14 protein-coding genes are annotated in these 22,388 nt (G+C 57.4%); 6 read left to right on the top strand and 8 right to left on the bottom strand.

Annotated features, from left to right (window positions below):
- Window positions 1-1,530 (bottom strand): S41 family peptidase (locus tag VGM48_RS19105; RefSeq protein WP_414711256.1); only part of this gene is annotated, 1,530 nt, incomplete at its 3' end.
- Window positions 1,531-1,690: 160 nt separating this feature from the next.
- Here VGM48_RS19105 and VGM48_RS19100 point away from each other — a divergent pair.
- Both VGM48_RS19100 and VGM48_RS19095 read left to right on the top strand, forming a co-directional pair.
- Entirely contained in the window at window positions 1,691-4,138 is a 2,448-nt protein-coding gene (locus tag VGM48_RS19100; protein WP_331582028.1) for an ABC transporter permease, read from the top strand.
- 212 nt (window positions 4,139-4,350) lie between these two features.
- Window positions 4,351-5,364 carry a nucleoside hydrolase gene (locus tag VGM48_RS19095; RefSeq protein ID WP_331582027.1) on the top strand — a complete coding sequence of 338 codons (1,014 nt, stop codon included), beginning with the start codon at window positions 4,351-4,353 and terminating at the stop codon, window positions 5,362-5,364.
- Window positions 5,365-5,391: 27 nt separating this feature from the next.
- Here the strand turns inward: VGM48_RS19095 and VGM48_RS19090 are convergent, their stop codons facing one another.
- Entirely contained in the window at window positions 5,392-5,787 is a 396-nt protein-coding gene (locus tag VGM48_RS19090; protein ID WP_331582026.1) for a hypothetical protein, read from the bottom strand.
- A gap of 113 nt (window positions 5,788-5,900) precedes the next feature.
- On the opposite strand from VGM48_RS19090, the gene VGM48_RS19085 reads away from it, so the two are divergent.
- The 3 genes from VGM48_RS19085 (at window position 5,901) to VGM48_RS19075 (ending at window position 7,494) form a co-directional block, all read left to right on the top strand.
- Entirely contained in the window at window positions 5,901-6,323 is a 423-nt protein-coding gene (locus tag VGM48_RS19085; RefSeq protein ID WP_331582025.1) for a hypothetical protein, read from the top strand.
- 20 nt (window positions 6,324-6,343) lie between these two features.
- The gene (locus tag VGM48_RS19080) at window positions 6,344-6,883 is read left to right on the top strand and encodes a response regulator transcription factor (protein WP_331582024.1); all 540 of its coding nucleotides are present in this window, start codon (window positions 6,344-6,346) and stop codon (window positions 6,881-6,883) included.
- 86 nt (window positions 6,884-6,969) lie between these two features.
- The gene (locus tag VGM48_RS19075; RefSeq protein ID WP_331582023.1) at window positions 6,970-7,494 is read left to right on the top strand and encodes a DUF4199 domain-containing protein; all 525 of its coding nucleotides are present in this window, start codon (window positions 6,970-6,972) and stop codon (window positions 7,492-7,494) included.
- Window positions 7,495-7,536: 42 nt separating this feature from the next.
- Here the strand turns inward: VGM48_RS19075 and VGM48_RS19070 are convergent, their stop codons facing one another.
- The 3 genes from VGM48_RS19070 to VGM48_RS19060 are packed head-to-tail and all read right to left on the bottom strand — an operon-like array spanning window position 7,537 to window position 9,892.
- Window positions 7,537-8,667 (bottom strand): hypothetical protein, encoded by a 1,131-nt coding sequence (locus VGM48_RS19070; RefSeq protein ID WP_331582022.1) that lies wholly within the window; start codon window positions 8,665-8,667, stop codon window positions 7,537-7,539.
- A complete protein-coding gene (locus VGM48_RS19065) occupies window positions 8,664-9,059 on the bottom strand; it encodes a hypothetical protein (RefSeq protein ID WP_331582021.1) in 396 nt (131 codons plus the stop codon). Before VGM48_RS19065 ends, VGM48_RS19070 begins: the two co-directional genes overlap by 4 nt.
- Before the next feature lie 11 nt (window positions 9,060-9,070).
- The gene (locus VGM48_RS19060) at window positions 9,071-9,892 is read right to left on the bottom strand and encodes a hypothetical protein (protein ID WP_331582020.1); all 822 of its coding nucleotides are present in this window, start codon (window positions 9,890-9,892) and stop codon (window positions 9,071-9,073) included.
- A gap of 79 nt (window positions 9,893-9,971) precedes the next feature.
- Here VGM48_RS19060 and VGM48_RS19055 point away from each other — a divergent pair, with 79 nt between their 5' ends.
- Window positions 9,972-10,994, top strand: coding sequence for a DUF2278 family protein (locus VGM48_RS19055; RefSeq protein ID WP_331582019.1), 1,023 nt, complete (start codon window positions 9,972-9,974; stop codon window positions 10,992-10,994).
- Window positions 10,995-11,212: 218 nt separating this feature from the next.
- Here VGM48_RS19055 and VGM48_RS19050 read toward each other — a convergent pair whose 3' ends face one another.
- The 3 genes from VGM48_RS19050 to VGM48_RS19040 are packed head-to-tail and all read right to left on the bottom strand — an operon-like array spanning window position 11,213 to window position 22,371.
- On the bottom strand, window positions 11,213-11,908 hold the full coding sequence (locus VGM48_RS19050; RefSeq protein ID WP_331582018.1) for a hypothetical protein: 696 nt from the start codon (window positions 11,906-11,908) through the stop codon (window positions 11,213-11,215).
- 35 nt (window positions 11,909-11,943) lie between these two features.
- Window positions 11,944-18,735 carry a DUF6443 domain-containing protein gene (locus VGM48_RS19045; RefSeq protein WP_331582017.1) on the bottom strand — a complete coding sequence of 2,264 codons (6,792 nt, stop codon included), beginning with the start codon at window positions 18,733-18,735 and terminating at the stop codon, window positions 11,944-11,946.
- Between the two features lie 3 nt (window positions 18,736-18,738).
- Window positions 18,739-22,371, bottom strand: a complete 3,633-nt coding sequence (locus tag VGM48_RS19040; RefSeq protein WP_331582016.1) for a hypothetical protein — start codon at window positions 22,369-22,371, stop codon at window positions 18,739-18,741.
- Between the last annotated feature and the right edge of the window lie 17 nt (window positions 22,372-22,388).

Below are 22,388 nucleotides of genomic sequence, written 5' to 3'. Positions count from 1 at the left end.
CCCTACCCGCGTATGCAGGTTGCGATCCGAAATAAAGAACAGCCAGTTGCTGTCCGCCGACCAGGCAGGATCGCCGCTGTTGAGCCGCGTCGTCGTCACGGGACTCATCTTCATCCCGCGTGTATCGACGATACAGATCTGCGTATTCTGATCTTCGAGTCCCCGGTTAAAATGCAGGAACCGGCTGTCCGGGCTCCAGCCCAGGGCGCTGACCCCGCCATACGCTTCGCCATATTCATATTTCACCGTAGCGCCGGCCGTCGTAGAGCCCGCCGTCGAACCCGCCGTCTCGAGGATACGCAACACATCGTTCTTGTCGTCATAAGCGACAAACTTCCCGTCGGGACTCACCACAAAGCTGCGGATCATCGTCTTCGTCCCCTTCGTCAGCTGCTTGCCCGCCTCGCTCCCGTCGGCGCTGACGGTCCAGATCTCATACTCGCCGCTCTCGTCGGAAAGCAACGCCAGCGTCCGGTCGTTGACGAATTGTACGGCCTTATACCGGATCCCGCTGCGCCGGTTGACCTCCACCCACCGGTCACTCTTCGCCGGCGAAACAAACACCCGTCCCCGGCTGATCAGCGCCACATAGTTCCCGTTTGGCGAGAGGGCGTTGTCCGAGATCGAATTGACCGGACTTTTTATCCATCGAGGTTTGCGTTGGTCGAAATCCGACACCAGCCTCACATCCAGCATTTTTTCCGTAGCCGCACCCGCGTCAAACAACCACAGATCGGCCCCCTTCTGGTACACGATATTCCCCGCGTCGATCGATGGCGACTGCAGATCCCAACCCTTTGAGAAGGTCTGCTGCCTGACGCCCTTTCCCTCCTTGTCCATCGACCAGAGGTTCATCGTTCCATCCCGGTCGGACAAAAAGTAGATCCGATTGTTATACAACATCGGCCTTGTGCTCGTCCCGTCGAAATCGCAGGTAAGACAGCTGGCCTCGCTTTTCCCGTCGAATCGCCAGATCTGCTCGATCGTCCCGCCCTTATAGCGTTTCGTCGAACTTCCCTGAAAGGGCCACCGCGTAAAATACAACACCCCCGCCTCATCGTAACAACCATCCGACGCCTCGGCCAGCGGAAGCGGTTCACGGACAAGGGTAGTCGCATCCAGCCGCATCAGCTGCGGCGTAGGCAGCTGGTCATACCGCATCGTCCGGTAGATGACCTTGCCGTCGTTGCTAAAGCAGGTGGCCTTCATATATCCGTCATAGTCATAGGTCAGCCTTTTCGGCACGCCGCCCTCCGCGGGCATGCAATAGAGCTCCGGGGCGCCTTCATACTGCCCGGTGAAGTAGAGCGTCTTGCCATCCGGCGAGAACAGCGGATACTCTTCCAGCCCTTCGTGTGTTGTTAACCGGGAGGAAAGCCCCGTGGTGAGATCGTATTTCCAGAGATCGCCCTCGGCCGTAAAGACCACCGTATTCTTATGGATGGCGGGCGTTCGGTAATAGCCCTTTTGCTGGGCAATGAGCAATATGGGGCAGAACACAAGCAGTGCGAAGAGGGTTTTTGTGCGCATAATGGCGGTTGATTAGACCCGGAATATAGGATAAATCTCGAACACCCATTGTATCAAAAAAGAACACCCCGACCCTGCACCCCAACCACAGCCCCTTCATATTCAATGTCCTGCAAAACCGGCAGGGTCTTAGTAGCACCCTTCGTACATCCCTTTTTCCATGGTAAAAAAACATCTGCTTTATGCCCTTCGCCATATCGGCCGGCACAAGCTGAACACCACGATCAACCTCCTGGGTCTGACCCTCGGCGTCCTGACCTGTCTGGTGATCTATCTGTTCGTCAGCTTCGAGTTCAACTTCGACAAGTCCCATCCCGGAGGGGATCGCATCTACCGCGTGGTCACCTCCTCGACCAATCGCTCCGGTGCACACAGCGACGGCGCCGGCATGACGCTCCCCCTGGCGGGCGATCTGCGCCGCGAGACCACCGGCTTCACCACCGTGACGGGCTTCTATACCGACGACTCTAAGGTGCTGGTTCCCCTTGCCAGTGGACAAACGGCTGCTTTCGCGGGGATCGCCCCCGGCGAACGCCAGCATCTGGCCTTTGTCGAGCCCGCCTTCCTCGACCTTTTTCCTTGTCAATGGCTGGCCGGCGATCCTTCGACCGCGCTGAAGAACCCTTTCGCCGTCGTCCTCACCCGCAGCGAAGCGAAACGCTATTTCGGCGGTGAGGACCCGCAAGCCTGGATGGGTCGCACCCTCGTCTACTATGACTCGCTGACGGTGTCGGTGACCGGTATCGTCGCCGACCGGAAACAGAACAGCGATCTCAGCTTTTCGGACCTCCTCTCTTATAGCACCATGGAGCATAGCTTCCTGCAAAAAGATATGGATGGCTGGAACTTGTGGCAAAGCCAGGCCCAGGCCTTCGTCCGGCTCGCTCCCGGCGTAACACCCGCCCAGGCTGAAAAACAGTTTCCCGCCTTCCTCGCCAACCATCTTAAAAAGCAACGGGGCGGGACCCTTGAACTCAAGCTTCAGCCGCTGGCCGACATCCACTTCAACGGCGCCTATAGCGACCCCTATGGCCGGCGGGCGCATAAGCCAACCCTCTATGCCCTCATCGGCATTGCCCTGTTCATCCTGCTCATCGCCTCCATCAATTTTGTCAACCTCTCCACGGCGCAGGCCGTACAGCGCGCCCGGGAAGTAGGCGTCCGGAAAGTACTTGGCGGCAGCCGTCTGGGCCTGACCGGCCAGTTTCTCACCGAGACCGGTATCGTCGTTGGCGGGGCCATGGTTCTCGCCGTGTTGCTCGCCAATCCCGTCATCTCGGCCCTTCATGGGTTTATCCCGGCCGGCGTTCATCTCTCGCTGACCCAGCCCGCCACGCTTCTCTTCATCGCGGGGACCATCGCGATCACGGGTCTGCTCGCCGGCTGGTATCCTGCCCGCGTGCTCTCCGGCTTCCTACCGGTCATCAGCCTCCGTGGTCAGGGTTCGCAACAACTCAACAGCAAGAGCCCGCTGCGTAAGGCGCTTATCGTTTTCCAGTTCACCATCAGCCTGCTCTTCATCATCGCGACCCTCGTCGTAGGCCGGCAGATGCACTATGTCCTCAACACCGACCTCGGCTTCAACAAGGATGCGATCCTCAACATCGACCTGCCCCGGCATCAGCCCGAGAATAAGAAAGCCCTACTGGCCAAAGAGCTCGCGCAGCTGACCGGTGTGCAGTCGATCAGCATGAACAGCTCCACTCCCCAGGCCGACGGTCACTCCGGCACATTCCTCGAACACGACGGCGGGGTAAAAGCGCGGATCGATGGCGCGGGCTGCGCCCAGATCGACACCAGCTATCTCCCGCTCTATGGCCTCACCCTCGTGGCCGGCCACAACATCGTCCCCGGGGACAGCAGCAGCGAATATCTCCTCAACGAAACCGCCGCCAGGGCCCTTGGCTTCCGCCGGCCTGAAGACGCCATCGGTCAGACCATGAGCAGCGGCTTTGGCGGCCTGGTCGGGCCCGTTATCGGGGTCGTCAAAGATTTTCATTCCAACAGCTACCACGATGCGATAACCCCCTTCTTCTTTATCCCGCTAAATGGTTGGGACAGGCATCTCAGCATAAAGCTCACCGCCGCCAACCGGACCCCGGCCCAGGCGAGGGTTCTGCTGGACAAGATGGAGCATTCGTTCAAGACCATCTATCCCGATGCAACCTTCACGGCGCGCTTCTTCGATGAGACCATCGCCAAACTCTACGAACGCGAACAGAAGACCGCAGAGGTCATGAACCTCGCCATGGCCATCGCCATCTTCATCTCCTGCATGGGGCTCTTCGGACTCGCCGCCTATACCGCCGCCCAGCGCACCCGCGAGATCGGTATCCGCAAGGTCCTCGGCGCCAGCGTGCCGCACCTCGTGTCGCTCCTCTCCCGCGAATTCGTGGCGCTGGTGCTTCTTTCGACCGGCATCGCCGCACCCATCGCGGGCTGGGCCATGACCAAATGGTTGCAGGATTTCGCCTACCGGACATCCATACCCGTTTGGATCTATTTCGTGGCAGGCGCCGGCGCCGTAGTCATCGCCCTGCTGACCGTCAGCTTCCAGGCGATCCGCGCCGCAACGGCCAACCCGGTTGAAAGCCTTCGTTCAGAATAAAACTGCCGGTGACCGTGAGCCTTCAGACGATAAAAGCCGCGCTGAGGAATCCGGTGAAGAGTTTAAAGCGCAGGTAGGGCGTCCCCAGCGGCGCCGGCATGGGCCAACGTTGTGGCCGACGCGGCGGGTCGGGCTCTCGGTCGCGCATGGCGCTCCTGCCGATCCCTGACGCATTCCCGCATAAATTCGTAGCTTCGGCAATACTTTCCGCTATGCCGAAAAAACAATTTTTACCCCTGCTCCTCGCCTTCGCCCTCCTCGGCCCCGCTGCCGCGCAAGCGCAAAACAGCGACGCCCAAAAGAGCGACGTGGTGAATATCATCTTCGACACCGACATGGGCCCCGACTATGACGATGTCGGGGCGATCGCCCTGCTCCACGCCTTTGCCGACAGCGGCAAGGCGAAGATCCTCGCGACGATGTCCAGCAACCGGTATGAAGGGGTGGCCGCGGTACTGAATGTCTTCAATACGTATTTTCACCGCCCCAGCATCCCCATCGGCGTACCCGGCGGCAACGCCCCCGATATCCGCGACAAGCAACACTGGACCGACAGCATCCTGGCCAACTATCCCCATACGATCAACCACAACACCGACGCCGCCTACGCGGTGCCCCTTTACCGGAAGATCCTGGCAAAACAACCCGACCACAGCGTCGTCATCGTCACGGTGGGCTTCCAGACCAACCTGGCCGACCTCCTCGAGACCAACGCCGATGAGAACTCCCGGCTGGACGGGATCCAACTGGTAAAGAAAAAGGTAAAACTCCTCGTGTCCATGGCCGGCACCTTCCCCCGCGGCAAGGAATTCAACATCAACAGCGACGTCTCCGCCGCGCTCAGCGTGTCCAAAAACTGGCCCACGCCCGTTATCTATAGCGGATTTGAAATAGGCAAACGCATAAAGACCGGCCTTCCCCTCGTCCACAACGCCGCCATCCGGAACAGTCCCGTCAAGGACGTCTTCCGCATCGCCATGCGCCAGTCCCCCGAGGACGCCCAGGGCCGCATGAGCTGGGATGAGACAGCAGTCCTCGTCGCCCTCAACGGCATCGCCCCCTGGTATAGCCTGCGCCACGGACATATCCTCATCGACACCTATGGCGCCAACACCTGGGAGGACTCCGTCGACGAAACCGAACTCCAATCCCATCTCGTCGAAGCCCTCCCCGCCGTCACGGTGCAACACCTGATCGATCAGCTGATCATGCATCAGCCCAAATAGCCCACGGCGCTACAACGTCAATCGTCTTTACCGGGTCATCAGCTTCTGCAACAACCCGGGCAACGCACCCGCAATGGCGCCGGTCGCTGCGGGCGACAACCCAAACTTACTCGCCAGGCTGCTCACCAGGCTTCCTTCCACCGCCCCGGCGATGGGTCCACCGCCGCCGATCGCGGACCCCAACTGTCCCAGCAAGCCGCCGAGCATTCCGCCCGCGCCGCCCAACATGTTGTTGCCCGCCCCACCGGCGCCCCCCAGCATGCCTCCCAACCCTCCCGCACCGGCCGGCGGCGTAACCGCGTTGGTCACATGACTCGCGATCTCATTGTGGATCGCCTCCTGCTGCCCGGCAGGAATATGCTGCGCGATCTCCGGGTTCTCAGCCATATGCTGCTTCACCATGCTCAATACTTCCTCAAACATAATTGTGGGTTTTTGTTCTCCCTAAATATAACCACTTACCGCGAAAGATCGGTGCCCAAAACAGTAACCCGCGCACTATTCTTGCCGTCATAAAAGATCAAAACCAAACAATAATGAAACAGTTCCTCCTGGCCATTCTCCTCCTTGCCACCGGCCACTTCGGCTTTGGCCAATGCGACAAAAAGGTTGTGCTCACCGCGTCCAAGACCGACCACCTCGCCGCCGACAGCTCCGTCGAAAACTCAGCCGAAGAAAATACCGTCATCGAATTCGACAAATCGACCATCAGCATCTCCCCCGGCGGCCGGGAACTGATCACCGGCACCGTCAAATCCTACACCTGCAACTGGTCCGAACCTTATAAGACCGGCCGCACCCAGCTGAAGGTCCTTCTCACCAACCCCGATGACGAGCATAAAAACGCCACGATCACCATCGAAGGCAAGGATGGCAAGGTCGTCCTGCTCGCGAAACTGGATGACGCCCCCGACAAAAAGATCAGGGTCGTTGCCGATAAATTCGAGGAAAAACACTAGGTTGCGGTGTAAGCCGACACATGCCATTCCGCTTTTTCCGCCGATATAAATATATCCTCCTCTACGGATCAGGCCTCGCCATTCTCCTCTTCCTGCTGAAATGGCTGGAGTGGCGTTTTCTGGTCTTTGACCACGCCATCGACCTCTACAGCGGGGCCATCGCGGTCCTGTTCACCGGTCTGGGTATCTGGCTGGCGGTAAAGCTGGCAAAACCAAAGGTCATCACCGTGACCCTCCCGCCCCCTGCAGCCGTCGCTCCGCGGCCCGACGCCGCCGCTCCGCCCCCCGACGCCGGCATCTCCAGTCTTCCGAACGGCTCCGTCGACCAAAAACAGATCGCCAGACTCGGCCTCAGCGCCCGCGAACTCGAAGTCCTGCAAGGCATGGCCGAAGGCCTCAGCAACCAGGAGATCGCCGGCCGGCTCTTCGTTTCACTCAACACCATCAAGACCCATTCCTCCCGCATCTTTGAAAAACTCGATGTCCGCCGCCGTACCCAGGCCATCGAAACGGCCAGAAGGCTGAGGATCATTGCCGACCGGGTCCACCCGAAAGTTTGAATCTCGGCGCGGCGGGCAAAATCACCCGAAAGTATGAAGTAAATGCGCCGCCCACCCCCCATTTTTGAGGGATAAACAACTACAATATGAAAAAGACCATTTTTGTTTTCGGGGGCATCTCCAGTCTCGTCCTCCTCCTCTTTATCGTCGGCTTCACCGTCTTCAACTGGGGCAGCGCGATCGTCGGCTACTCCGCCATGATCATCGCCTTCTCCTTTATTTATGTCGGGATCCGGAACTACCGGGAAAAATACAATGGCGGCACCATCGGCTTCGGCAAGGCCCTGCGCATCGGGCTCGGCATCGCCCTCATCGGCAGCACGGCCTACGTCATCGCCTGGATGATCGACTACAATTATTTTATCCCGGATTTTATGGATAAGTATTCCGCCATCCTCATCAAACAGGCGCATGACAGTGGCGTCACCGGCGCCGCGCTGGACAAAAAGATCGCCGGCATCAACCAGATGGCGCAGTTGTACAAGAACCCGCTGATGGTCGTGCTGTTCACGTATGCCGAAGTATTACCGGTGGGGATCGCCATCTCGGTGCTCGCCGCGCTGCTCCTCAAGCGCAAGACCCCGCGCAGCGTCGTGCCTGCGATGGCCTGAGCCAAAATTCCCGCCATGGCCTGAGCCAAAAACGGAAGACGCCTAGCTCTTTTTATCACCCCCCGGCTTGGTTCCCGCGCGCCGGATATTGACGAATTGGATCAGCAGGCCGAACCAGAAAGGTGCGCCCATCGACAGACAGCCCGCGGTGATCAGCCAGCCCAGCAACAATAGCCCGATGGCGCCCCAGTCGAGGCTCCCGTTCGGCTTTAGTTCCTGACCCAGTTGATCGAGGTGCCAGCCGATGGGGATCTTGACGGCGCTAAGGGTCCGCGTCAGACTGTCGACGGCGTGGATCCGTAATCCCGTATAGACCTTGGCGGCGTCTTCCCTTCTTTCTTCCAGCGCCTGCCGCAACCGGTTGGCCAATGCCGCATCGCCGCTCTTCACCGCGCTATCGATATTCGGCTGCGCCAGGGAATCGAGTTCGTGGATGCGGGTATCGAATTTTTTATTGAGCAGGGCCGTCACCTGGTCGGGGTGGTCGGCGACCCGCTCGGCGATCCCCACCAGGTTGGTGCGCATCGTCGAATCGCCGGCGATACTCGTTCCCAGCTGAAAGACATTGATATTAAAGAACAGCGTGACGCCGACGGCGATGATCCGCACCGTGGCGACGACATGCGACTGGTACCAGCCGCTCACGCGGGCCATATACCGGTTGTACCAGCCCTCGATGTCGCTTTCCAGTTTCGCGAGATCCGGGGCCCCCGCGGCGAGTCCCCTGAAAATATCCAGCACGGGCGGCAGGCTCTTGCCGGGATGGGCCGCCTGAAACACGCCGATCTGCACGTTCAGCCCCGAGATAAAATCGGCCAGCTTGTTCACACCGGGCGCCGGCGCCTTCGCCGCGAGGACATCGATCACCGCCTTCGCAAAATCCGCCGAATGAATATAGGAGGGCAGCGTCACATTGCCCTTCATCAACCCTCGTATCTGCGCATGATCGAACAGCGAACCGGTCAGCGCCGCGTTATCCTCCGGCAACCCCTTATGCATTCCCCGGCGGTTGAGCACCGGCAATCCGTCCAACGCCTGCGCCAGCGAGCTCCACAGCATCTTGCCGCGATATTCGAAATTGATGGCGATCACTTCCTGGATGACATAAACGACGACGCTGAATACGACAAAGATCAGCAACAGCGAGATGGCGATATCGAGGTAGATATTCATAACCCCACCTCCCCTTTCAGTGCCGTCAGCGCCGTGACCATCATCGACGTATTCTTACTCGCGAGCCCGCCCGCCATCGCGATCACGTTTGCCGAGATATTGATCACCTTGTCCACTTTGTCGATATGCTTCAACGCCTCGTTGATCGCGGCCGTGGCATCCTGCACTTTCTTAAAATAATCGTCGGCGCCGTCGAAGGCGATCTTATCGGACAGCGAATAGAAAGTCTGGGCATACGAGATCAGCCGGGCCTGGTCTCCCATCAGCACCGCCGTCTGATCATCGCTGATGGTCCCGATACGCTGATGAAGGGTATCGCCCACCTGCGTGGCCATGTTCTGATAGAACCGGCCCATGAAATTGGCAAACTGCGCCGCTGCGACTTGATCCATAGGAAATGCTTTTATTTGACATTTAGGGATATGGCGTTGACAAGACTCATCATCTTATCCTTGAAGGACTTCGAATGCAGGTTGTCGAGATTGTCGACGATCAGCTGGCCGCCGGCGATCACGGTCTCCAACTCGTGTACCCGTTGCTGATAGGCCAGCAGCGTGGCATCCAGTTGACTCCGTTTTTGCTCGTAGACGAATAGCACCGGCATCCTGACCGCCTTGTCCTGGGCAAAACTGATGAGGGAGTCCGTCACCCGGTCGAGCTGCAACTGCAGCAAACCGATCCTTCCGGCGAGATTGTCCGCGCGGATCTTCAGCAGGGTGATCAGGGGCGCCACCGAATCCCGATAAACCCCCATAAAGCCGGGGATGCGTTTGGCCTTGTAGCGGGTCGTGCCCAATGCGGTCAGTCCCCTGGCCAGCCCCGCGGCGATGGACGCCTCCTGCGTCGTGATCGTAACGGGACCGTAGGCTCCCGCGGGCAACGGGGCGCCCATGGGCGTAAAATTGATCGACGCGTTGGGATCGGCAAACTTCGCCAGGGTCGCAAAATAGGTGCTCAGCACGGCGTATTCGTTGGCGATACCCGCGTCCGCTTTTTGCGCGGCCTCGCAATGGCAGTCGACATCCCGGAGATGGTCGGGCAGATAGCGAAAGATATAGGCGGAATCATGCGAATAGGAAGCATAGCCAAACACCGCGGTCCGGTGTTTATCCATCACCTGCTGGCTGGTGACGGCGAAGCTGCGAACCTCGCGGAGATCGGCACATCGGCTAAAAACAGCCGCAACAACCAGCAGCAGGACAACTTTTCTCAATGGTAAGGGCATGATCGGGAATTAGGATGTCCTAAAGTACCGCTTTTTTTGTTAACCAAGGCTTACCTTACAGCCTCAAAAACCTCCTCTTATGTCTATCCAAAATTATGGCGTGGTGCAAGGCAGGGTGATCGAGCGGGTCCTCGCCACCAGCAAAGACGAACACTATCATATCCTCCTCAATCGCGGCAACGACCCCCACCGCGTGGCCATCAATACCCAATCCGCTACTCCCCCGAGCCAGGTGTTGTTTTATTCCAACCTCGATTTTCAACATCCGCTTACCGAAGTCATTCTCCAGGCCGCCCTGCCGCTTGGTTACACCCCGCTCGATTCCAAACCCGGCGGCATTTCGCTGGATTTCATCCGGATGAATCTCTTCGATCCCGCCGCCATGGTTCCGCTGCCCGCCACCGCCGCCGGCAACAACAATGACCTCAACGATCAGCTCGACCTCACGGTACAGCAGGCCATCAGTGATGCCGACGCGCTTCTCTTCGCCTTTGGTCAGCACTGGAAGGATGCCAGCGGTGCGGACAAGTATTTCCCCGAGATAAACCCCAGCACGGGTATCCACGATATTCATATGAACCAGGGCAACCCCAAGGGCAGCTTCTTCGGCGACAATGGGGTCTACCAGGATGGCGGGCTTCTTTTTCACTTCCCGTCGCGCAACCGCTGGGCCGCCATCTTCACCGCGTTCCAGTCCCAATCCTTTCATACGGATGACGCAACCGGCAACCCGGTCACCGCTCCCGGACCTACCGGTCCCCAGCAACCGCAGGAGAATACACCCGTGCGGATCGCAGCGGCCCTCGTCAACCCGAAAGGGGGCGATCCGGCTAAGGAATATGTCCTGCTGCTCAATACCGGCGCCGACGCCGTCGATCTCGATGGCTGGGCGATCGCCGACACCCATAAAAGACGCGATACCCTCGGCAAGCATACCCTCCAGCCCGGTGACACCTTCCGCGTCAACCTGAGCGGCAAGGGGGCGCAGCTCTCCAATAAAGGCGGGATCATCACCCTGTTGAATGCGCAGGGTCTGAAGGTGGATGGGGCCTCCTATACGCAGCAGCAGGCTTCGAAAGAGGGAGTGCTGGTGGATTTTTAGCGGCAAGCTGCGCGATTGCGCCATCAACTACGCGATCGCGGCCGTCAACCGCAGCCCACAACCGCGAACGGCTCATTTTGGCTATGGCCCGCGGCGGGACACCAATATATTCGTCCCTTCAAACATCGGCTTCGTAGCCAGTTTTGAATGGTATAACTTCGGAGTTCCTTTTCAGGGGCTCCTTTTTTTGTCTATGCCCCGCACGCGCTGCCCGGCTCTTAGGGTATCAGCCGGCTATTCCGGGCAAACACCTCGAACTGATAATCCCCGGGCTGAGAAAGATACCGGGTCGCTTTTGAAAGGATATCCGTTCTGTCGCCGTCGATGACCGCCACGGGGTAAGCGGTAGGATTATACATTTCATACCCATCTTCGATCCGGACCTCCCTGTTCTCTACATCGATGAGATAGTCGAGCACCCCTAAACCAAATGAATAGATCAGTTGCTCGGTCTCGTGCCATGGCCGGCTTTTTTGTTCCGGTGAATTCAGGATGGCTTGCACCGTCCGAAACGCCTTCCCGATATCCGCGGTATCCCGGAAAGGAAAACGAAGGTTTAGCGTCTGCGTCAGGGTCTTTCGAAAAAATTCCGGCTGCACGCGAAACTGCCTGATCTCCGCACAGTGCCGTTCGAACCAGGTCATGTTCTCCTCCCCAACGGGAAACTGATCCTTCGCCGCAAAATCCAGGAAGGTAGCCCTATCCTTGAAGACAATCCCGGGGTAGTCCCTGTCGAAATTCGTCGGCATCAGGATCGTTTCCCCATTTGGCAAGACATAAACGACCCCGCTTTTACTTTTAATGCGGTCCCCCGAGTCGTCATGGATCGTGAGCCCATGCGCCTCAAGATAGGTAAGACATTCCCGTGTCGGCATTACCCGATAAGGCAATGACTGCTGATCCTTATTGTCCATTAATAACAATGTTACACAAAATAATAATAGAGTTCTCATTGTCGCCTATAGGGTTCTGACACCTTGCTGATCGTTTTCTTGAAATTGAACTCCCATTTTCCGTTGACGATCCGGTATTGGGCATGAATATGCTCATACAAAAGATTATTTTTCAACGCGCGCTCCCGGATATTCTCCGAGAACTTGACATCGGCGGTAGTCACGACATAGAGTTTGGAATGATATCCGGCCTTCCAGTATTTCTTATAGGCATAATCGGTCGCATTTCTCATATTGTCGATATGCCCGGCTATCTGGTCCTCGTTCGAGCTGAGCGTCAGTCTGCCGTTCATCTGTTTTAATTCATACCAGTCGGAACCCTTGATGCGGGTCTCCTGCACCTCTCCGGTCATGGGGTCCATTTGATCTACAAATGAATCTCCCAGAAAATCGGGTACCGTATTCCGGAATCCCCCGGTGAACTTGGATCTTGGATCAGCCCGCCGGACATTGGACATCCTCATCAGCAGATCTTTGCTGGAAAAATCGTCAAACAGATCCTCGAATTCATCGCCCAGATCGTTTTCCGAAGGATCACGGCCATGGGTAGCTTTGTAATACGTCACCAGGTCCTTCTTGTAAAGATCTTTCCAGCCATCGTCGTCGCCGTTGTCCGAGGCGTAACGGAAGATCTCCGACCCCACTTCGGCAAGCGTTCCTAATCCGGGTTCCGCGGCACTGGCCACGCTTTCAAAAGATACAGGCGGCAGGAAGGTGATGCCCAGCCCAACCGCTGCCCCGATACCAAGACCCGCCCAGCCGTTGCCTCCTGCCAGTTTATCGACACCCCAACCGACTATCGCACCCGCGGCCGTCGCCAGTAACCGGTCGCCCAACACACTTCCCGTCAGATTGCCCACCGTACCGAAATCTATCGTAAGACCACCTGTAGGATCAGTGATATTTGCCGGGTCATTGCCCATGCCGGCATAGGGACTGGCGTATTGACTATAGGGGTCCTGTTGAAGGAACCGGCCGATCTGCGGGTCATAATCCCGCAACTCAAACTCATCCCAGCCGATATCCGGGTCGGTATCTGCATTGTCGGCCTGGTATTCAAAATTATTCGTGGTCTTCCCTTCACTTGCCGAGGGCAGCGCCATGCTGCTCAGCGCCGCGATCTTCAATCCATGCGGATAATAGTGATTCTCCTGCAGGATATTGCCCCTAACGCTCGACACCTGTAAATTATCGAAATATACCATTTCGTCGCTCTCGTTGCTCACATAGGCAAAGGCATACCCATTCTTCGGTGCGCGGGTGGTGGGGAAGATCAGCGGACCCGCACCGGAGCCCGCGGTCTGAACGCGATACGCCGCGCTGCCCTCGCCGACGAAATTGAACCGCTCGTCGAAGAACAGGACCGTGAGGTAGGCCTTGGGGGCGTCGCCCGACGCATTATTGATATCCGGATCCGCCAAAGCGCCAAACGGTGCGCTGCCGCTTAAATGAGCGGTGGCATTGGAGGAAGAGAACCCGGAGTGCATCGCGCCCGTGGTAGCCGTTCCCCCGGAAATGGCGGCCGCAAGCGAGCCAAGCAGATGGGTCACCACGGAAGGGCCGCCGGTACTGTTGGTCACGGGACTCTGATAGTAATAGATCGCCTGCGCGGTTACCTGGTCTCCGGCCATTACCTTCATCAGCATATTCGGCCCGATCCTGCTCGCCGCCAGGTTGCCTACCTGCGAGACATAGTTTTGGATGGTGGGATCATTCCAGCCATTGCCCGTCGTTTGTCCCGGAATACTTGTCGCGAGCACCCGGGCCTTCACTTCATTGGCCGCGGTCGCTGTTCCCCCGGCATCTACCTGACCGAATACCGGCTCCTCACTCGACGCCCGGTCCGGCTCCATCGTGCAGGTATTCGTCTGCGAGTGCGTCTCTTCCGTAAGCACCATACGAACGTTGCCCAGTTGATCACGAATGAAATAATCGTATGCGCCCCGCTTACTCCCCGGCAGATCCATATTCCCATCCATACTGAGCATATCATACCCGGTCACCGGCGGCACGCTCTGCATCACCCGGATCCGGCCTTCTTCGAAACTGATATATTGCAGATCGTCCCCCTGGTAGATAAAGTCATTGATATACGTCGTCGTCACACCCGTCGAGCTTCCTTCCGGAGTAAAGGTGCGCTGCAAGCGGCTCCCTTCCGCGGAATAAACGATGTTCACCGTTCCCTTGCCCGGGATGTGGATGGTCTCCGGCCGGTCAAGGAAATTATAATGCACTCCGTTGGCTCCATCCGCACCGCCGATATTGGTGATGTTCTTATTGAGGTCGATCACCAGGTTACCGTTGTCGTCGTATACATAGTCATTTCCCCCGGTGGTGTTGCCCTTTTTGAAATCGCCCAGGGTCCCGTTCTGTACGCCCAGGCTGCTGTTGTCCGAGACCTGCACCAGCGTATTACTAAGCGTGTTGTACTGGTAATGCAGGTCATCCACGGTCTGGAAGGCGGCATTCCCCTGCACCATTCCCCGGTGTACAAGGTTCAGCAGGTTGCCGTTCAGATCATAGGTGATCCGGCCGCTTTCACCCGTCACGGAAAAATCGGTCATCGCGTTGCTCCAGCTATCGCCCACATTCTGCTTCTCGGAAAATGCCGCGTTGACGAACCGTCCGGCCGCATCATAGGAATATTCGTATTTCCGTTGCACGTCATCTCCCTGCGTCGACCATACTACTCCGGTAGCCTGGCCGTCCAGCTGGTTGTCGGCAAAGTATCCATCCTTGTTATCGTAGCCGAGATAAAGCCCGAAGAAATTTCCCCATTTATCATATTTACCCGGTGTCTTCAGCGCATAGTCCTTATTGATCCCGGTCAGTTGCTCGTTGATATTGTAACTATAGGTCAGGGATTCCAGTTCCTGCTTGCCCGATCCTGTATAGCCCGGATCAAGATGTTTGGTTTTCACCCGGCCCATATCGTCGAAGTCATACGAGACAAGGGTCTTGAAGCCGTTGGAGCCATATCTCTTCTGGATACTATTGACCCTCCCCCGCGCATCCAAGAGGTATTTGGTCAATGTACCAAAATTGGTATACGTTGTGTTGGCGGCGGTATGTTTCGAATCCATACTCAGGATCACCCCATCAAACCGGTACTGACGCGTCGTCACCTCCACCCCATTCTTGATATTATCTTCCCCATCCTGCAGGTCCCTGCCCTTTTCGTCATAATAGAAGGTCGTTTGCAGGAAATTGCCCGTGCCCAACACCCGGACCAGCTTTCCTGTCGCCAGACTTAGGGTTCGCTGCGTCGGCGTCATCGCATCTCCGGTGGAATACGCCTGGCTGTTGTCGAAATTCGTACTAAAGGCCTTGACGCCGGGATAGCTATAATTGTCATAGAAGTCATACACGAGGATCGTGGTGACGGATGCGTTATTCAGATCGGCGGCCGCCAGCGGACTGTTCCACGCCGACACCGTCGCCCCCTGCGCGGTGACGCTTAGGGATGTGCTTGTATTGCCCGAAGGGATCAGCGTCTGCAGCGTTTGCTGGCTGGCGGAAGTCGTGTACAACGTAGTAAGGACAGGCCGGTCGAGATCATCATACAGCTTTACCGTCCATTCACCCGGCGTCTTTTTACGCTGATTGCCATCCTGTCTGAAGACAACCCGGTCCCTGTTGTCATACACCATGTACATCTCCTTTGCGCCGGGTGATTTTTTCAACGTCATGCGTCCCCTTATGTCGTATTCATACCGGAAACACAATTGGTTGAGGATATCCGTCGATCCAAAGGACCAGCTATTTGCCGCCAGGTAGTTCACCGCCTCGGGCTGGAGCGTAAACCGCACCCGGCCGATGTCGTCATACACGGTGTAGGTACACATCCAACCATCATAGGGCGACACATGCGTCTTGCTGATCTCCACTTTTTTAAGGATCATCCGGCCCGCATTGTCGGTAAAGACGACGACGAGGTTCCCCTTGCTGTCCGTATGGGTCGTCTTGAAAAGGGTATTGGACGGATAGGCTCCCTGGTTAGATGGCACATCGCCCGGGTTATCGCCGGCCGACCAGATCTGTACGTTGTCGGCCGTCTGATCATTGAGATCGTACGCGATCGGATTTCCTGAACTGTTGTTCCAGGCCGATCCGGGTGCCTTGGTATTGGTCACCCTGTTGAGCGGGCTGTTATCGTAAATCGTCACGCCGTAGGCCGGGCTCTCGTTATAGTTGTTGGAATAATATTGCGCCTGATCGGTGACCGCCGAGGTCTTATACTGCCCGGTCTGACTCGTCGTCGTATACGGCAGATATCCCTGCGCCTTCCGGCTAAACGGATCATAGGCGGCGGGCGTCACGATATCCCCCCAACTGCCGTTGGGTGATGCGGGGTCGGGTGTGGCCATCTCCCGGTCGACGTGTTGTATCGGCCGGCCCAATCCGTCGTAATAGATGGTTGTCTCTGTTTTGTCGCCGACCACCGTGCTGCCGACGCCCTGCCATTCGGTGACGCCGGGCACCCGGATCTCATGAATACGGACATAGTTCAAATTCTCCCAATCATCCAGGTGGATTGGGTATTGCGCCGCGCTGCTCGCCGGCTTGATCGCACACCAGACGCTGGAGTTCATCGTCACGCTGAGATTCTGGTATTCGGACCCTGTAGTAAACGTCTTTGTATAGGTGCTCGAGGTTGCACCGGCGACATCTTGCCCGTTCAGTTTCCACTGGTAGGTGGCAAAATCGCCCGGATTGACCGGCGCCGCCGTAAACGTGACGGGAACCCCCACCAGGATATCGGCTGGACCCGCCGAAAAGCTCACCGACGTCGGCACGTTTGCACTGATATTAAAAGGGATATTCGCTGCCGTCGCCGTCGCCTGGGAATTGGCCAGACAGCCGCTGGAACTGGTCGTCACGTCCACGCTGATCGCCTGGAGATCGGCGACCGACGTCGCCTTCGCCTGGTAGGTAGGTCCATTGGCGCCGGAGATATTGTATCCATACTGTTTCCATTGATAGCTGTTCAGCGGCTGGCTGGCGGTGGCGGTCAACACTAGCGCCTGGTCCTGGCAAAGACTGATCGCCGGGATACTCATACCCGCCGTCCAGGTCTGCTTGTTGGTGACGGTGACCGTTATCCCACTCGAAGTAGCGGGAAGATAACAGGCCGCATCCGAGGTGAGCCGGCAGGTAAAGACATCGCCATTGCTCACCTCCTGATAGTTCAGCGCGTAGGGCGGTATATTGCCAGCCCCAGCCCCGTCCGAACTGATGGGACTTCCGTTCTTATACCACTGGAAGCTGAGGTTACCCGCGGTATTGCTCCAGGCAGCGCCAAAGCCGGCCGGACTGCCGATGCAGATCGACGACGACCCGCCGATGCTGACGCCCATCTGCTGGGATGCGGTGATGCTCATCGCAAGCACATTCGAGGTGACCGTCGTGGATGTCGCACAGGACGCATTGCTGGTCATCTGACAGCTCACCTGCTGGCCGTTGGTCAGGGCATTCGTCGTCCAGGTGGAGGCGTTGGCGCCCGAGACGGGACTGCCGTTGAGCAGCCATTGGTATTGAGGCGTTCCGCCATTCACGGGCGAAGCGGTAAAGGTCGTGGAGGTTCCGCCGCACAAACTCGTTCCCGCCGAAGAGCTGATCGAGATGGAAGGCGTGACGGTGGTATTGACGACGAACGGGATGTTCGCGGCTGTACCCGTGGCGCTGGTGTTGGCGACGCAACCGCCCGAAGTGGTGGCGTAGCAGCCGATGCCCTGCAGCTGCGAAAGCGAGGTGACCGTCGTCGTATAGCTGCTGCCGTTGGCGCCGGAAATAGGCGCGCCGTATTGCTGCCATTGATAGCTGGTGGCCGTCTGGCTGGGATAGGCGTTGAAGGTGACGCTTTGTCCCGTACAGAGATAGATCCCGGTGACGGGCGACACGCTTACCGTGAAGGTCGGCGGTGGAGTGACGTTGACCGTGATGGAATTGGAGGTCGCCGAAGCCGCGCAACTGTTAGAGGTCACGATACACCGGAAGACGTCGCCGTTGTTCACCGGGCCATAAGCCAGTGCATACGGTGGCGGGAAGCCCTGGTTGGAAGAGATGTTGCTGCCGTTGCGCTGCCACTGGTAGCTAAGCGTCCCCGCCCCATTTTGTACCGAAACCGAATAACCCACTGTCGAATTGCCGCACAGCGTCGTCGTCCCGCTGATGGTCGCCGTCATATTCGCCGGGTTATTGATCGCCATGGTAATGACGTTGGAATTGGCGGTGGTCGAAGTCACACAGGCATAACTGGAGACGAGCGTACAACTCACCTGATCGCCATTGTGCAAGGTATTCGTGGTAAAAGTGGGTGCGCTTGATCCTACATTGGTGCCGTTGACAAACCATTCGTAGTAGGGGCTGGAGCCGGTGTTGCCCCCGGTCGCCGTAAAGGTGACGTTCGTTCCCTGGCACACATTGTTGGTGTTGGCGCTGATGGAAACCGTCGGGGTTAATGAGGTGCCGACACTGATCCCCTGCAGGGTGGTATTACCCGATCCCGATGGCCCGCCAGAATAATACGCGGTCACGCTGGCGTTAGCAGCGGAATTCCACTTTAGGGTGATCATGTTGCTCCCCGTGGAAAGGATCGTGTAAGGACCGCTGATGCTCCACGACGTGACCGTTCCGGGCCCGGTAAAAGCAAACACATTTTGCAGGCCGACGCAATAATTTCCATAGACATGCAAGATGGTCTGGGTCCGCGCGGTACCCGGTCGCAGGATAAAGGCGCCGGTGATCAGCAGGAGAAGGACGGTATAGCGTTTGATGGTGGCGCGCATAGGTTAATGCTTATAGTTGTATTCGATCATTTTGATGATATTCGATTGCTCATCGCGGACGATATGCAGTCGCCCGGCGGGGTCATATTCGAAATAGTGGATGCGGTTATTCATATCGCATTCCGAGGTCTTGCCCAGCACGGGATCGTAGGTGTAGCTTGTCATCCGGGCCCGCGCGGGATAGAGCCGGAGCTCGTCGATAACCCCGCTGCCCGAGACCACCGGGCTGCCTGATGACAGGGAATACTCGTAATAGGTGAAATTCTTATACGTGGGGCCCGTCTTTACCAGCGTACCGCCGCTAACCGATACGGATGCACCGCTATAAGCCCAGAAAGAAAGGATATAAGGTTTGCCCACCGCGAAGGAGGCCGTGAGCGTCCGGCCGCCGAGATCGAATCCCGCGGCGCCGGTGATGGCATTGGTACTCTGCCAGGTATTGGTTCCTCCGAGGGTCCAGGCGCCCGTGCCTGTCGACTCGAAGCTACTATAGGCGGACTTGTCGACATTGGGGTCGGCATTATACACCTGCGCTACCACAAAACGGTCGTCGTAGTCATAGAGACTGGTGATCACCCTGCCTCCTTCATCGGCCTGTCTGACGAGGTTACCCGTTGTCGCATCATACCCCAATGCCTCGGTTTGCACCAGGTTGGGGTAGTTGAGGGGATTGGCCGCGTCGAAGCCGAAATTGCCCACACCGCTTAGCTGATTGGCCACCCTCGACCAGGACGTGTATCCCTTGTCCGCCTTGATATCGCCATTGCCCTGAACGCTGTAGTTATATACGGTCGCACCCAAATACACCGGTTGACTGGGCGGGCAGTCGTGACAAAGCTGATTCTTCACCACCGAATTATAGGTGGCCACGGGGGTGTTAACGAGATTGTTATTGGTCATCGTTTGGAACACGCCGCCGGCAGTATAATCGGGCGCGTAGTACATCTCCTTGATGCTCTGGTCGCCGTTGCTCTGCGTGGTGGTGACCTTCTGCGGCAGATAGTTCTTACTATCGTAGTCGTAATGCGTATGCGTCTCCAGTTTGTTGTTCGCGTCCCGGAACGTGCGTTCGTAGACATCCGTGACGGGCGCCCTGCCCGTATACAAAACGTAGGGCTGAATGGCCATATCGGCCGTAGTCTGCGTTTCATACGTATTGATATAGCCCGTGCTGGTCCAGGTGTCCGAACCCCTGGAGTGCATATTGTTCACCGCACAGGTACAGCCGCCCGCCGAGGTCGTTCCGGTGCCGTCATCGATCGTGCGCTGCGTCGTGGCAGCCGAAAGATCGTAATCCGTCTCTATTTGTTTTACCGTATTGCCCGCGGCATCGAGGAGAGTCGTCATCCTGGGCAGTCCATATACCCAGGACAGTGCGCGTTGACGCTGGGAATAGGATGCGGTATTATCCGCGACGAGAACCCCCGGAACGCCGGGCACGTCCGGACTCGTATACTCGTAGATCGTCTGCCCGTTTGGTGTTCCGCTGCTTCCCTGGGTCACCACCGCTCGCTTGAACTGAATGGGCAAGGAATTACCGGCATTGAGATCGCGGTTGTAATATAGCAGGTCCGTATTCGACTCGGTATGTTGATTGCAGGACGTGACAAAATTCGTCAGCACGTCCCAAACGAGTTCGACGATGGCGAAGACGGGATTGTCACCCGCGGTCGCGACCACCTGGAAGATATCCATGGCCAGCCCGGCATAACCGAGGATCTTGGAGAAGATGGCCATGGCCTGCTGCATGTCCGAGAGGCTGGTGGCCTGGTCGACGGAGAGGATACCCGGGTACTTATAATCGTAATCGCAGCCCAAAACAGTAACATATTGTGATTCCGGATAGAAACTCGAGGTAGATTGCCGGAGATTGATCGCCTTTTCCAGTCCCCAGATGGAGGAACTGTTGTTGGGCATCGTAAAGCTATAGTTGGTCACGATATCGGCCGCCGTCGCAGTGCCGCCGTCATGCGCGACGGTTTGCGCGACGTGGACACCCGCACAATTCGATTCGGCGGCATCTCCGGGGAACAGCCCGGTATTCTGCGCATAGGTATAGGTGAGGGTGCCGCCGCCGGGATAGGTGATGCCGGTCAACAGACCCAGCGCCGCATAGCCGGGCTTCACCATCGGGTCGGGGTTCGGTTTGGGATGGATATTCGCATACAGGTAGGCGAGCGTCTCGTATTCATAGAAGGTGCGGCCGCCGATATAGGCAAAGGGGGAAGGGATGGTCGTGTGTCCGTTGCTGTTGTCAAAGGAGGAATGCTTGTCCCCATTGTAATAACCCCAGATGTCTGTCACCTCGCAAAACGGCGGTGGCACGCAGTTCTCCGTTTCATCGGTGCCGGTATTGTAGGCGAAGCTATAGACGTTCTGCTGGCCGTTGTCATCGGCACCCCATCGCTTCACGCCGGTGAGACAGAGACGGGAAAGCCGGTACTCGGTATTGTCCGTGGGTAGCCGGATCTGGCTCTTGACCATATAGGACTGGACGAAGTCGAACCGGTAGGCCGTCCTCCCCTGAAAGGTCAGTTTCACCCCCGTGAGTTGTTTGTCCCCTTGCAGGTCGAACCGGGACGCGCCGTAGATCATGCTCGCCGTCACTCCGTCGGGATAGGTCACCTGGTCGAGCACCGGGGTTTGAGTGATGGAGAATTTGGCGGAAACGATGACATAAGGCCGGCTGGTCCCGCGGATACTGGTCCCCGCGAAATTATTCAGCGTCTCCGTATGATAGGTGTAGGTGATCGTCCGGGTGGTGAGCGGATCTTTTATCTCGCTGAGATACCAGCTGCCCACGATATAGGGATTGTCCGCATCCTGAAGCTCGTTGAAATCCGCTTCGTAATAGGTGGTCCAGGCGTCATAGGACGAGGGGGAACCTGCCTGGCTGGCGTAGGGATTGCCATAGTAGTCGGTAGACATCGAAGCCGAATGGGTCTTCAGGATACGGGTCAGTCCCTTATCCCGGAAGGTATAGATCAGCCCGTTCTCGTCCTGGATATGAAAGGCGCTGACCGTCGTTCGTAAATGTTGCGTCGCTGCTGCGGTTTCGTCGATATCATAGGTGGCCTTCAGCTTCACATCACCGAGGAAGACCGCCCTTCCGCCGCTGGGATTATTTGGATCGGAGCCTCTCTTTCCCAGCACCATGACGCCGTTTCGACCGTTGAAGCTGAATACAAAAAAGTCCTGCTCGCGATCGGCGTCCGTCACATTATCGTTCTTGTACACGACGTTGGATGAACCGAAGATGGGATAGTTATGCAATGCCGTGGGACACCCGCTGGAGATGGGCGCCGAGTTATACAGATATCCCGGTGGATACTTGGTGACATCGGTGTAAAGCCCGTCTTTCGGTTTCTGATCATCGGGTTGCCCGACCTGCATCCGGACGACGATCCCGCTGGCGGTAAGGTTCCAGCCCTGGCCGACATTGGAGGCCATCTCGTCGGTCTTCAGTCCGCTTTTCGAACTGTACTGCAGCTCAATGTTTGCACTCAAGCGGCTCTTGGTGTCTTGCCAGCTTTGGATGGGAATATTGACTATGGCGCTCCCGGTCGGGATGTTGACCTGTGCGGCTGCGCAAAGCGCGGACAACGCCAGGCAGGAAAAAAGAAATACCTTTCTCATAGTAGAAACAACTGTTT

Origin of the sequence: Puia sp. (genome assembly GCF_036500295.1) — a bacterium.
In the GTDB taxonomy this organism is placed as follows: domain Bacteria; phylum Bacteroidota; class Bacteroidia; order Chitinophagales; family Chitinophagaceae; genus Puia.
The sequence above is the reverse complement of the archived record's forward strand: the minus strand, read 5'-3'. Positions and strand labels throughout refer to the sequence as shown.